Below are 12,775 nucleotides of genomic sequence, written 5' to 3' on the forward strand. Positions count from 1 at the left end.
GTTCCAGTCACCCGTTCGGGTTTGAAGTGATTTGTGCGCCGATTGAAATTTTCTCTCTCGCAGCCCAACCGAGGGCTAACGCTAGTGTGCCAACCAGCCATGAGAGCGACGATCCGCCCCGCACAACATCCTAAAAACTCTTCAGGAGACGCTCCTATGGTTTGGCAGCAGGTCTACGACCCTCTTTCCAACATGTGGCTGTCCACACTGCTCGCGGCCATCCCGGTCGTGGTCATGCTGGTGGGATTGGGCTTTTTGCACATGAAGGCCCACCTGGCGGCCGGCGCCGGGCTGATTGCGGCGCTGGTGATCGCGGTCTTCGTCTACAACATGCCGGCAGGCATGGCCGGGCGCGCGGCACTGTTCGGCGGCTTCACGGGGCTGCTGCCCATCGGCTGGATCGTCCTGAACATCATCTTCCTGCACCAGCTGACCGAGAAGAACGGCAGCTTCAAGATCCTGCAGGACTCCATTGCCGGCATCACCGAGGACAGGCGCATCCAGCTGCTGCTGATCGCCTTCGCCTTCGGCGCCTTCTTCGAGGGCGCGGCCGGCTTCGGCACGCCCGTGGCCGTGACGGCGGCCATCCTCATTGGGCTGGGCTTTTCGCCGCTGGCCGCCTCGGGCCTGTCGCTGATCGCCAATACCGCGCCCGTGGCCTTCGGCGCGCTGGGCACGCCGGTGATCACGCTGGCCAAGGTGCACGGCTACGACCTGATGGAGGTCACTGCCATGGTCGGCCGCCAGCTGCCGTTCTTCTCGGTGCTGGTGCCGTTCTGGCTGATCTGGGCCTTTGCCGGGCGCAAGGCCATGATGGAGATCTGGCCCATCATTTTGGTGACCGGCGTGTCCTTCGCCATTCCGCAGTACCTGGTGTCCAACTTCATCGGCCCCGAACTGGTGGACATCATCGCGGCCATCGTCTCCATGGTCTGCACGGTGGGCTTCCTGCGCATGTGGCAACCCAGGACCATCTGGCGCTCGACCTCGCTCAAGGGCCATGAGAACAGCGGCGGCGAAGCCCAGGCGCCCCGCGCCGTGACCCAGCACCCGCGCGCCGACGTGATCCGCGCCTGGACGCCCTGGGCCATCCTCACGGTCTTCGTCTTCATCTGGGGCCTGCCCTCGGTCAAGGCCGCGCTCAACGGCCTGTTCGCCCCGGCCTTTCCCATGGAAGGCCTGCACAACCTGATCGAGAAGGTGCCGCCCGTCGTGCGCCAGCCCACCAAGGAAGGCGCCATCTACACGCTGAACCTGCTGTCGGCCACGGGCACGGGCATCCTGCTGTCGGCCATCGTGGGCGGCCTGGTCATGAAGTACAACCCCGTGCAACTGGTCAGCCAGTTCGTGCGCACCATCTGGCTGGTGCGCTATTCGCTCATCACCATCGTGCTGATGCTGGCCCTGGGCACGCTGACGCGCTACTCGGGCACGGACACCACGCTGGGCCTGGCCTTCGCCAACACGGGCGTGTTCTACCCCTTCTTCGGCACCCTGATGGGCTGGCTGGGCGTGGCGCTGACGGGTTCGGACACGGCATCGAACGTGCTGTTCGGCGGCATGCAGAAGGTGGCGGCCGAGCAACTGGGCCTGTCGCCCAACCTCATGGGCGCGGCCAACAGCTCGGGCGGCGTGATGGGCAAGATGATCGATGCGCAGTCCATCGTCGTCGCCTCCACGGCCACGCGCTGGTTCAACCATGAGGGCGACATCCTGCGCTACGTGTTCTTCCACTCCGTCGCCCTGGCCTGCCTGATGGGCATCTTCGTGACACTGCAGGCCTATGTCTGGCCGTTCCGCCTGATGGTCAATTGAGCCTTGCGCATCTGCGCCAGGCCCCAGCCGCCCGCATGCGCCGGGCGGCTTTTTTACGCCTGGGGCATGCATCGCTGCATCAACAGATGCGCAGCGGCATTTATGGTTGTACCATGCAACCATATTCAAACCCTGCACGGCCACAAGGAGCACCCATGCCGCAGCACGATCTTTCCCTGGTGGATGGCATCCGCGCCGCCTCGCGCCTGATGGTGCGCGAGCTGGGCTTCATGCAGGCCACGCTGGCGGCCACGGACTACCCGCCCTCGGCCGTGCATGCCATCCTGGAGATCGGCGCACAGGGGCGCATGGCGGCCTCGCAGCTGGCCCAGGTCCTGGGGCTGGAGAAATCCAGCGTCAGCCGCATGGTGCGCAAGCTGGTGGAGGCGGGCGAGCTGAAGGAAGCCGCCGATGGAGAGGATGGCCGCGTCAAGCAGCTGGCCCTGACCGCCAAGGGCCGGCGCACGCTGGCCGCCATCGAGGCCTTCGGGCGCCAGCAGGTGACGGCGGCGCTGGACCGCATGCAGGCGCCGCAGCAGCAGGCCGTCGCCCAAGGGCTGGCACTGTACGCCCGGGCGCTGCAGGCGCACCGGCAGGAGGAGCCCCTGCCCCTGCCCCAGCCCGTACCCGTGCCCGCACAGATACAGGTCCTGCCCGGATACCGGCCCGGCTGCCTGGGCCGCATCGTGGACATGCATGCGCGCTTTTATGCGCGCCACGCAGGCTTTGGCGTCTTCTTCGAAAGCCGCGTGGCCAGCGGCCTGGCCGAGTTCGCGGGCCGGCTGGACAAGCCCTGCAACCAGCTGTGGACGGCGCTGGACGGCGACCGCATCGTGGGCTCCGTGGCCATCGATGGAGAGGACCTGGGCAAGCACCCCGAGGGCCGCCAGGCGCATCTGCGCTGGTTCATCCTGGAAGACGGCCTGCGCGGCGCCGGCACGGGGCGCCAGCTGCTGCAGCAAGCCCTGGCGTTCTGCGACCAGCAGGCCTTCGAGGCCACCCAGCTGTGGACCTTCCGGGGCCTGGATGCAGCACGCCGGCTCTACGAATCGTCAGGCTTCACCCTGGCCGAGGAATGGCCGGGCCAGCAATGGGGCGAGACCGTGATCGAGCAGCGCTTCGTACGGCCACGCCCTGCCGCGGCGGCATGGGCTGGCCAGGCCCCCTGAGTCAGGAGCCCTGCTCGCCCGCCACCAGCACGAAGGCAATGCGCGCAGGCCGGCCCGAGCGGTTGGCCCAGGCATGGTTGGTGCCGCGCTGTATGAGCACGTCACCGGCGCGCAGCACGGTTTCCTGGCGGTCCAGGATGGCGACCAGCTCGCCCTCCAGCATCAGCGCGTAGTCCACGGTATCCGTGCGGTGCATGCCCGGATGCTCGCCGGGCTGCACGTTGCGGTGGGCGTCGCCGTACATGCGTGTAAAGGTGGCATGCAGGGCGCGCGCCAGCTCCTGCGGATCGGCAGGTTCGGGCGGAATGTCCAGGATGCGCAGCACCGTGCCATAGGGCGGCGGTGCCACGCCCTGGTGGATGGCAATGGTGTCGGGCGCATTGATCTGCGCGGGTGAGGCATCGGTGCGCCACAGGTTGGTGATGCGGTAGCCGGGGCGTTCCTCGACCAGGCGCACGGCGGGCGAGGCGCCGTCCTCGGCGATGAAGGAGCGGCCCTGTGCGTCGTTGGCCGTGATCACGCGGCGGATGGGGGGCAGGCTGGAATCGGTCATGGATGAAGAGATGGCGGAAAGGAGGTCACTGCGCATGGCGTTCGGCCGCTGCGCCCTGTTTGCGGAATTCGTCGTGGATGCGCCGGTCCCACTGACGGCGGTCCTGGTGGAAGACCACCTGGTCGCCGCGCTGGGCCACCTGCCTGACGGCATCGGACCGCGCGGCGGCGGCGCAGGCAGCGTCCAGCCGGCCCAGCACCGCCTCGGGCACGCCACGCGGCACGAACAGGCCCGCAAACGATTCCTCCTGCACCGCCATGCCCAGTTCCTTGAAGGTGGGGACCTCGGGGAAGGCCGGGTGGCGGCGCTCCGAGGCCACGGCCAGCAGGCGCAGCTTGCCCGCGCGTATCTGGGGCGCAGCCGAGGCCGCGATGCTGCTGACGAAGTCCAGCCGCCCGGCCAGCAATTCCTGTATCGAGCCGGCATCGCCCTTGTAGGGCACATGCACGAGCTTGAGGCCCTGGTCGCGCTCCAGCTGGTCCATGGCCAGGAAGGGCGCCGAGTTCGGTCCCGGCGATCCGTAGCTCAGCGAGCCCTTCTTCGCCGCCGCCACCAGCTCGCCTATCGTCTTGAAAGGGCTGTCTGCGCGCACGCTGACGCCCAGGATGTTCTCCGTCACGCCGCACAGCAGCTGCACGCTGTCGGGCCCCAGCTTCAGGCCCTTGACGTAGTGGGGCTGCACGGTGATGGGGGTCATGGGCGTGAAGGCCAGCGTCAGCCCGTCGGCCGGCGCCTGGGCCAGCACATTCATGCCGATCACGCCCGAGCCCCCGTCGCGCGAGACCACGACCACGCTCTGGCCCAGCTGCTTGCGGAATTCCTCTGCCAACGTACGCGCCATCACGTCGGTGGAGCTGCCCGCCGCCCAGGGGTTGATGAGGGTCAGCGGCCGCGACGGGAACGGCTCCTGCGCGGTGGCCAGGGTGCAGCCCAGCGCCATCAGGGCGCCGAGCCACTTGCGGGTGGTCATGCTGTGTCTCCTTGTCGTTGTGTGATGGCTGCGCATGTTAATTCAGTCAGTCGACTGAATCAATCCATGTCACCACCATGCCATGGTTTGGTGCGGCAAGGGCCTGGCGCTGTCTATGATCCGCAGCCATGACGTCCAGCACCGATGACACCGCGGCCGAGGAACCCCGCGCCCAGGCCCGCGAACGCCTTCTGCAAGCCGCCGAGCAGCTGTTTGCGCGGCATGGCTACGCGGGCACGTCGCTGCGCGCCGTCATGGCGCTGGCCGATGTGGACACGGGCGCCATCCACTACCACTTCCGCAACAAGCTGGGCCTGCTCAAGGCCTTGTTCGAGCAGCGCGTGATGGCCGTCAACGGACAGCGCCATGCGCTGCTGCAAAGGCTGGAGCACCAGTCGCCGCAGCCCGCCGTGGAGGACATTCTTCGGGCCTTCATCGCCCCCGCGCTGCGCGCCGCCCACAGCGAGGGCGAGGCCGACTTCAACCGCGTCACGGCCCTGTGTTCGGTCGATCCCGACCAGGCAGTCAGGGAGGTGGTTTTTGCCGCCTACGACGAGGCTGCCAAACGCTTTGCGGCCCTGCTGCGCCAGGCTCTGCCGCAGCTGTCGCAGCACGATTTCCAGTGGCGCCTGGAATGCATGTACGGCGCCATGATGTACATCCGCTCCGACAACGGCCGAGTCAGCCGCATGCTGGGCGGCGGCCACCGCGCCGACCCCGTGGAGCATGTGATCGACGAGCTGGTGGCCTTCACTGCGGCGGGCTTCCGCGCGGCGGGCATCCGTGCGGCGGGCCCCCGCGCGGCGCAGTGATCACGACCGGCGCCTGATCAGCGCCCGCCCGCGCGCGAAGCCACCACGCCGGCGCCGCGCACCTCCACCTGCACGCTGTCCAGCACCTGCCCCTTGGCATCGACCAGTTCCAGCCGGTGGCGGCCGGGCCAGGGCATCCAGGCGGCGGCAGCACCCCGGCCGATCTCCTTGGGCGCAGGCTCGGCCGCGCCGGGCGGGGCGGCGCTGACCATGCGCCAGCGCAGGCTGGCGTCCTGCCATTCCTGCGTGGCGGCCGTGCCCGAGGGCCGGGCCGACAGCTGCACGCGCTGGCGGTCTGGCGGAATGTCGGGGTCCAGCGCGAGGATGGTGCCGTTGGCCGGGCGCGCAATGCGCACGGGCGAGGCCGCCGAAGTCCCGCGTGTCGATGCGGATGCGGCAGGCAGGCCGCTGCCTGCCATGGCGAACAGGCTCTGCTGCGTGCCCGCCACGAACCATTCGCTGCGCGCGCTCTCCAGCGGCAGGCCCGAGGCATCGGGGCCGAAGCGCACCGCCTGCTGCAGCACACCCGCCGGCGCCTTGGGCGCGCGGCTGGGTGTGCGGGCATGCAGGAAACCCATCACGGCCGCCCAGACAGGTGCCGCGCCGCTGGTGCCGCTGACCGAGTGCATGGCCTCGCCGCGCGCATTGCCCACCCACACGCCCACGGTGTAGCGCTGCGACCAGCCCACGGCCCAGTTGTCGCGCATGTCCTTGCTGGTGCCGGTCTTGACGGCCGACCAGAAGCGCGTGGCCAGCACGCTGTCCGTGCCGAAGGTGGGCGCGCGCGCCATGGGATCGGACAGGATGTCGCCCACGATGAAGGCCGCGCGTGCGTCGATGGCCTGCACGGGCGCAGCCGGCTTTTGCGCTGCGGACCCCGCGCCCGTGGGCTGCGCCGCCCAACGCACGGGCGTCAGTTGCCCGCCGTTGGCCAGGGCGCGGTAGGCATTGGTCAGTTGCAGCAGCGGCACCTCGGCGCTGCCCAGCGCCAGGCTGAAGCCGTGGTAGCCGCCGCTTTCGCGCAGCGGCAGGCCCAGGCGCTGCAGTTGCGAGAAGAAGGCATCGGGCGTGACCATGACCAGGGTGCGCACGGCCGGCACGTTGAGCGACGACGCCAGCGCCGTGCGCGCCGAGACCCAGCCCTTGAAGCGCCGGTCGTAGTTCTGCGGAATGTAGAGCCCGTTCTGCGTGGGAATGTGTGCCGATGAATCCTCGATCAGCGAGGCCGCCGTCAGCCGCCGCTCTGCAATGGCCTGGGCATAGAGAAAGGGCTTGAGCGTGGAGCCGGGCTGGCGCATGGCCGTGACGCCGTCCACCTCGGCCGCCTGGCTCAATTCGCCCGACGAGCCCACCCAGGCCAGCACCTCGCCCGTGGCGTTGTCCAGCACGACGATGGCGCCGTCCTCCACGTTGCGGCCCTGCAGCTCGCGCAGTTGCTGCTGCAGGCTTTGCACGGCAAAGCGCTGCACGGGCGCGCTCAGCGTGGAGCGTACGCGCGCCTGGCCTTTGGACTGCGGCTCGGCCAGCAGGCGGCGCGCCAGATGCGGGGCCTGGCCTTCGCTGGCGGCCCATTGCCGGCGCAGCAGCACGCTGGCGGTGAGCAATTCCATGGCCGTGCAGTCGCGCGCCGCCGCATCCTCGGGCGCCAGCGACTGCAGCACGCCGCAGGCGCGCCGGCCCACGCGCTCGGGCGAGGCGTTGGGGGCACGCACCAGGGCGGCGGCAATGGCGGCCTCGCGCGCGTCCAGCCCGTGCGCGGCCTTGCCGAACAGAGTGCGCGACAGCGCATCGATGCCCACGATCTCGCCCCGGAAGGGCACCAGGTTCAGGTAGGCCTCCAGGATCTGGTCCTTGCGCCAGCGCCGGTCCAGCACCTGGGCCGAGACGGTCTGGCCCAGTTTCTGCACCACGCTGCGCCCGCCCGGGCCCTGGCGCCAGTCGCCGTCCAGCAGACCCGCCAACTGCATGGTGATGGTGCTGGCGCCGCGCGTGCGCTGGTTCCAGAGGTTGCCCCAGGCGGCGGCGGACACTGCAGTCCAGTCCACGCCGCTGTGTTCGTAGAAGCGCTTGTCCTCGCTGACGACCAGAGCCGTGCGCAGCGCGGGCGAGATGTCGGCCAGGGCCACCCAGTCGCCACGGCGCACGCTGGCGTCGGTGCGCTGGCGCTGCAGCACCTCGCCCTCGCGCGAGAGCAATTCGGTCTCGGAGGAGCGGTGGCCTTCGCGGACCTCGGAAAAGCTGGGCAGCGCCTGGGCGGCACCGGCCGCCGCGAACAGCAGCGCGGCCGCCAGGGCCGCGCGGGGAAGACGCATGAAGGGAGAAGGTCGCCGGGATTCGATCATGGAGCCGGCATTGTCCGCCTTTGCACCAGCGGCTCAGGAAGAATGGCGTATGCCCTTCTTGAGCTTGAAGGACAGCAGCACCATGAGCACGCCGAAGACCACCGCATACGTGGCCAGCACCCAGAGCATGGCCATCATGCCCGCGCCCGGCTGGGCCAGCACGAAGGCGCCGAACAGCACGGACAGCACGCCGCCCAGGATCAGCAGCCACTCGCCCGTGATCTCCTTGCGCAGCCGCACGGCCGCCACGATCTGCAGCAGGCCCGTGACCAGGGCCCAGGCGCCGATGTACAGCGTCATCACCAGCGCCGTGACGCCGGGCGCGACCACGGTGAGCACGCCCACCACCACGCCGGCCACGCCCCACAGCAGCAACACCCACCAATGGCGCATCTGGTCGCGCCCCTGGATGGCCGAGTACACGCCCAGCAGGCCATCCACAAAGGTGAAGGCGCCGAAGGTCAGCACCAGCGCCGCCAGCGATACCGCCGGCTGCGCCCAGGTCAGCACGCCGAAGGCGATGGCGACCAGGCCGCGCAGCAGCAGCACCCACCAGGTGCGGTGAAGAATCGTGGACAGCGGATTGGGGCTCATGGATGCTCCTTCAAAACAGTCCCCATGACCTTGGAGCAGGCCCGCCACACTGTCTGTAGGCCAAGGCCGGCTTGGCGGCGGTCCCTGACCTGGATCAATCCAGCTGCAGCAGCACGGGCTGGTGGTCCGAGAGCCTTGTGTCGCTGTCCACGGCCCAGCCACGCACATGGCCGCGCAGGCTGTCGCTGACCCAGGCGAAATCGCAGGCGCCGGGCTCGGGACCCCACTGGCGGTCGAACAATCTGAAGGTGGGCGGCTGGGGCTGGTCCGGGTGCAGCACGCTCCAGCTGTTGTGCCACTGGCCGGCGCTCAGGGCGCCCTGCTCGCCGGCCGCCCAGGGGGCGGACAGGCCGGCGTATTCGTCCTCATGCGGCTCGAAGTTGAAGTCGCCGCAGAGCACGGCATGCGGCGTGTGCGGCTTGGTCTGCTGGGGCGAGCCGTCGCTGGCGGGCTGGGGCGGCGCCTCGGCCTGGCCCAGGGCCTCGATCTGCAGGGAACGCAGCGCCAGCGCCTGGGCCATGCGCTGGCGGCGCGAGAAATATTCGAGGTGGGTGCTCATCACCCGCACGGGGCCCAGCGCGGCATCCATCACCGTGGCCGCCGTGCAGCAGCGCGGCATGCTGCGCACGCCGCCATCGTGCGGATACGGCAGGCGGTGGTGGGCCAGTTGCAGCACCGGCAGGCGCGTGGCCACCAGGTTGCCAAAGCGCTGCCGGCCCACGGCCGTGAACTCGTCCACGGCGGCACCGAAGAAGACCTTCCAGCCTTCGGGCAGGGCCTGGCGGATCTGCGCCACCTGGTCGCCGGGCGCACCCTGCAGGCCGGGATAGTGGATGGCGATTTCCTGCAGGCACAGCACGTCGATATCGGCCATGGACAGCGCATGCGCCACGATGCGCTCCGGGTCCATGCGGCCGTCCAGGCCCAGGCACCATTGGGTGTTCCAGGTGAGGATCTGCATCATGCGGGCAGCGGCTCGCGCAGCTGGAACAGGTTGCCTTCGGGGTCCATGGCGTTGCAGACGCGAAAGCCAGGACCCTGCCAGGACTGCTCCCACAGCTGGCCGCCATGGGCGATGACCAGGGGACGGACGGCCGCGAAGCTGGTCACGGTGGCAAAGAATTTGAGGGCCACGTTCTCGCGCGGCTGGGGTGGCTCGGTGATGGTGATGTGCCGCGCAATCGCCTCGGGAATGGCGTGCAGCACCAGTTGCAGGTCCGGCGACTGCAGCACCATGAGCTCGCTCGTGTGGTGCAGCATGCGCATGGCCAGCACCTCCATGTAGAACAGCGCCAGCCGGTCAGGCTGCTTGGCGTAGATGAACAGACCTGCGGATGCGGGACCGGACATGGTGGACCTCGGGGTGAAAGGCTGGGACAAGGAACTTTAGCACCGCCCTCACTTGATCCCCGCACGCATGAAGCTCTGCACGAACTGGCGCTGGAACAGCACAAAGGCCACCAGCAGCGGGCCCGAGCTCATCAGCGTGGCGGCCGTGATGGTGGCCCATTCCACGCCCGACTCCACGCTGGAGAACACCTGCAGCCCTACCGTGAGCGGGCGCGCCTGCACGCTGTTGGTGATGATCAGCGGCCACAGGAAGTTGTTCCAGTGAAAGCTCACCGACACCAGCGCAAACGCCAGGTACACGGGCCGCGCCAGCGGCACGTAGACGCGCCACAGGATCTGCAGGGTGCTGGCGCCCTCCACCCGCGCGGCCTCGTCCAGTTCCCGGGGAATGCCCAGGAAGGTCTGGCGCAGCAAAAAGATGGCAAAGGCCGATGCGAAGTACGGCAGGCCGATGCCCAGCAGCGTATCGACGGCGCCCAGGCGCGACAGGGTCTGGTAGTTCGCCACCAGCAGGATGTCCGGCATGATCATCAGCTGCACCAGCACCAGGGCAAAGGCCAGGCCCTGGCCGCGAAAGCGGTAGCGCGCAAAGGCATAGGCGGCCAGCGTGCCCAGGACCAGCTGGGCCGCCAAAATCATGACCACCAGCACGGCCGTGTTCAGGAAATAGCGCGCAAAGGGCGCGGCCTGCCAGGCACGGCGGAAGTTCTCCAGCGTCCAGGGCGCTGCCAGGTCGAAGCGTGCCGAGTATTCGGGCGGATGGAAGGCCGTCCAGAACGCATAGGCCAGCGGCAGTATCCACAGCAGGGCCAGCAGCCAGGCGGCCAGCGTGTCCAGCCAGGTGGCGCCATACAGCGCGGGCGGCGCATGGCGCGGGGCAATGGATGCGGCGCTCATTGGTAGTGCACCTTCTTGTCGAGCACGAAGAACTGCAGCAGCGCCACGGCCGCCAGCACGGCGACCAGCACCACGGTGATGGCGGCCGCATAGCCCGTGTCCCAGAACTTGAAGCCCACTTCGTAGAGGTGATAGAGCAGCAGCGTGGAGGCGTTGTCCGGCCCGCCGCGCGTGAGGATGAAGAGGTGGTCCACCAGGCGGAAGGCATTGATCACCGCATTGACCAGCACGAACAGCGTGGTCGGCATCAGCAGCGGCCACTGCACGCGGCGCAGGAAGTACCAGCGCGAGGCCCCCTCGATGGCCGCCGCCTCCTTGAGGCTGGGGTTGAGGGTCTGCAGCGCGGCCAGGTAGAAGATCATGAAAAAGCCCGCCTCCTTCCACACCGCCACCACGGTCACGCAGGCCAGCGCCGTGGACGGATCGCCCAGCCAGTTGTGCGCGGGAAGGCCCAGTGCGCCGCGCAGCTGCTCCAGCAGCCCGTACTGCGGCGTGTAGAAGAACAGCCAGATATTGGCCACGGCAATCATGGGCAGCACCGTGGGCGTGAAATACGCCATGCGCACGAAGGCGCGGCCGGCCAGCCTCTCGTTGACCCACAGCGCCATGGCCAGCGCCAGCGCCATGGACAGCGGAATCGTGGCCGCCGCAAACCACAGGTTGTTGCGCACGGCCTGCCAGAACACCGGGTCGTCGGCCATGACGGCGTAGTTCTCCAGCCCCACCCATGGCCCCGGCTGGCCGCCGCGCGGCGTGGCATGCAGGCTGTCGATCAGCGTGGCCACGGCCGGCCAGTGCGTGAAGGCCACCAGCAGCACCAGCGCCGGCAGCAGCATCAGCCAGGCATGGACGGCCTGGCGGCCGCGGACAAGGGAGGCGGGAGCGGAGCTCATGCGGTCAGCGGCACTGCGCCATCACTTGTAGCGGCGCAGGATGCGGTCTGCTTCCTTTTGCGCATCCTGCAGGGCCTGGGCCGAGGTCTTGCTGCCGTTGAGGGCGGCCTGCACGGCGTCGTTGAGCACCTTGGTCACGCGCTGGTTCTCATGCGTGGAGAACTCGGCCACCGATACCGGCAGCTGGTCGCGCGCCACCAGGGCCTGCGGGAAGTCCTGGCCGTACTTCTTGAGCGCGGGCGTGTCATAGGCGGCGGGCGAGACGGCAACGTAGCCGCTGTCCATGCTCCACTGCGCGGCCAGCGGGGGCTGGGTGACCCACTTCATGAACTGGAAGGCCGCCTCCTGCTGCTCCCTGGGCGCCTTCTTGAACAGGTAGAAATTGCCGCCGCCCGTGGGCGAGCCCTTGCGCACGTTGCCTGCGATCTGGCCCACGCCGAAGTCGAATTTGGCATTGGCGCGGATATTGGTCAGGTTGCCCGTGGTGGTGACGATGATGGCGGCCTTCTTTTCCATGAAGTCCTTGGGCGTCGTGCCCCACTCCACCACGCCGGCCGGGTGCACGCCTTCCTTGACCAGGCCCACCCAGAAGTCCAGCGCCTCCACTACCCGGGGGCTGTCCAGCGTGACCTGGGTGCCGGCCTCGTTGGCCAGCAGCACGTCGTTGGGCGTGGTCAGGGTCTGCAGCATCCAGTAGGCAAAGCCCGTGGACGGGATCTGTATTCCGTACTGCACGACCTTGCCGCTGGCGTCCTTCTTCGTCAGCCTGTGGGCGGCTTCCTTGAGTTCCTTCCAGTTCTGCGGCGCCTTGTTCGGGTCCAGGCCGGCTTCCTTGAAGGCTTCCTTGTTGTAGTACATGACCACGGTGGAACGCTGGAAGGGCACGCCCCAGGTCTTGCCGCCCGCCTGGCTGTTGGCCATGAAGGCCGGGTAGAAGCCCTTGAGCCAGGCCCGGTCGGCATCGGTCTTCACGAAGTCGTCGATGGGGGCGATGGCGTCCTCGTCGATCAGCGTGAACATGTCGGTGGACAGCAGCACCGAGCTGGCCGGCGGCTTGCCCGACTTGTGGGCCGTCAGCGCCTTGACGATGGTCTCCTGGTAGGTGCCCGCATAGACGGGCGTGATCCGGTACTGCGGATGGGCCTTGTTGAACTCGGCCGCATAGCCGTCGATCACCTTGGTGATGGGGCCGCCCACGGCCACGGGGTAGTAGAACGGCACCTCCAGCGGCGTCTGCGCGCTGGCGGTGTTCAGCAGGCCCGTGGCGGCCACGGCGGCAGCGGCTGCGAGGGTTTTGAGGAAGGCATGGCGTTGCATGGCGGACTCTCCTGGAAGGTGCTTCGGGTGCGAAAGCCGGAACGGCTGAAACGGCTGAAACGG

Annotated in this window: 12 protein-coding genes; 3 read left to right on the plus strand and 9 right to left on the minus strand. The window is 68.6% G+C overall.

Annotated elements, in window-relative coordinates; translation table 11 throughout:
- Window positions 1-156 precede the first annotated feature (156 nt).
- Both JHD82_RS00285 and JHD82_RS00290 read left to right on the plus strand, forming a co-directional pair.
- Window positions 157-1,815 (plus strand): L-lactate permease, encoded by a 1,659-nt coding sequence (locus JHD82_RS00285; RefSeq protein WP_013800968.1) that lies wholly within the window; start codon window positions 157-159, stop codon window positions 1,813-1,815.
- Between the two features lie 155 nt (window positions 1,816-1,970).
- On the plus strand, window positions 1,971-2,984 hold the full coding sequence (locus JHD82_RS00290; protein ID WP_199135097.1) for a helix-turn-helix domain-containing GNAT family N-acetyltransferase: 1,014 nt from the start codon (window positions 1,971-1,973) through the stop codon (window positions 2,982-2,984).
- Between the two features lies 1 nt (window position 2,985).
- Here the strand turns inward: JHD82_RS00290 and JHD82_RS00295 are convergent, their stop codons facing one another.
- Both JHD82_RS00295 and JHD82_RS00300 read right to left on the minus strand, forming a co-directional pair.
- A complete protein-coding gene (locus JHD82_RS00295) occupies window positions 2,986-3,537 on the minus strand; it encodes a cupin domain-containing protein (RefSeq protein WP_012207095.1) in 552 nt (183 codons plus the stop codon).
- A 25-nt stretch (window positions 3,538-3,562) separates the two neighbouring features.
- A complete protein-coding gene (locus JHD82_RS00300) occupies window positions 3,563-4,507 on the minus strand; it encodes a tripartite tricarboxylate transporter substrate binding protein (protein WP_199135098.1) in 945 nt (314 codons plus the stop codon).
- 128 nt (window positions 4,508-4,635) lie between these two features.
- Between JHD82_RS00300 and JHD82_RS00305 the strand changes: the two genes are divergently transcribed.
- Window positions 4,636-5,319, plus strand: coding sequence for a TetR/AcrR family transcriptional regulator (locus JHD82_RS00305; protein WP_199135099.1), 684 nt, complete (start codon window positions 4,636-4,638; stop codon window positions 5,317-5,319).
- 17 nt (window positions 5,320-5,336) lie between these two features.
- Here the strand turns inward: JHD82_RS00305 and pbpC are convergent, their stop codons facing one another.
- The 7 genes from pbpC to JHD82_RS00340 form a co-directional block, all read right to left on the minus strand.
- Window positions 5,337-7,661, minus strand: coding sequence for a penicillin-binding protein 1C (gene pbpC, locus JHD82_RS00310; protein WP_199135100.1), 2,325 nt, complete (start codon window positions 7,659-7,661; stop codon window positions 5,337-5,339).
- A gap of 33 nt (window positions 7,662-7,694) precedes the next feature.
- Window positions 7,695-8,255 carry an HdeD family acid-resistance protein gene (locus tag JHD82_RS00315; RefSeq protein WP_199135101.1) on the minus strand — a complete coding sequence of 187 codons (561 nt, stop codon included), beginning with the start codon at window positions 8,253-8,255 and terminating at the stop codon, window positions 7,695-7,697.
- A 94-nt stretch (window positions 8,256-8,349) separates the two neighbouring features.
- Complete coding sequence (locus JHD82_RS00320; RefSeq protein WP_016451137.1) at window positions 8,350-9,219, minus strand: endonuclease/exonuclease/phosphatase family protein; 870 nt, start codon at window positions 9,217-9,219, stop codon at window positions 8,350-8,352.
- On the minus strand, window positions 9,216-9,605 hold the full coding sequence (locus JHD82_RS00325) for a VOC family protein (RefSeq protein ID WP_012207101.1): 390 nt from the start codon (window positions 9,603-9,605) through the stop codon (window positions 9,216-9,218). Before JHD82_RS00325 ends, JHD82_RS00320 begins: the two co-directional genes overlap by 4 nt.
- A gap of 48 nt (window positions 9,606-9,653) precedes the next feature.
- The gene (locus tag JHD82_RS00330; RefSeq protein ID WP_141834845.1) at window positions 9,654-10,502 is read right to left on the minus strand and encodes a carbohydrate ABC transporter permease; all 849 of its coding nucleotides are present in this window, start codon (window positions 10,500-10,502) and stop codon (window positions 9,654-9,656) included.
- Window positions 10,499-11,395 carry a carbohydrate ABC transporter permease gene (locus tag JHD82_RS00335; protein WP_183019889.1) on the minus strand — a complete coding sequence of 299 codons (897 nt, stop codon included), beginning with the start codon at window positions 11,393-11,395 and terminating at the stop codon, window positions 10,499-10,501. The genes JHD82_RS00330 and JHD82_RS00335 overlap by 4 nt, the downstream gene beginning before the upstream one ends.
- A 21-nt stretch (window positions 11,396-11,416) precedes the next feature.
- Window positions 11,417-12,712 carry an ABC transporter substrate-binding protein gene (locus JHD82_RS00340; RefSeq protein ID WP_012207104.1) on the minus strand — a complete coding sequence of 432 codons (1,296 nt, stop codon included), beginning with the start codon at window positions 12,710-12,712 and terminating at the stop codon, window positions 11,417-11,419.
- Window positions 12,713-12,775 lie beyond the last annotated feature (63 nt).

It is taken from the genome of Delftia sp. ASV31 (genome assembly GCF_016428765.1).
GTDB lineage: Bacteria > Pseudomonadota > Gammaproteobacteria > Burkholderiales > Burkholderiaceae_C > Comamonas > Comamonas acidovorans.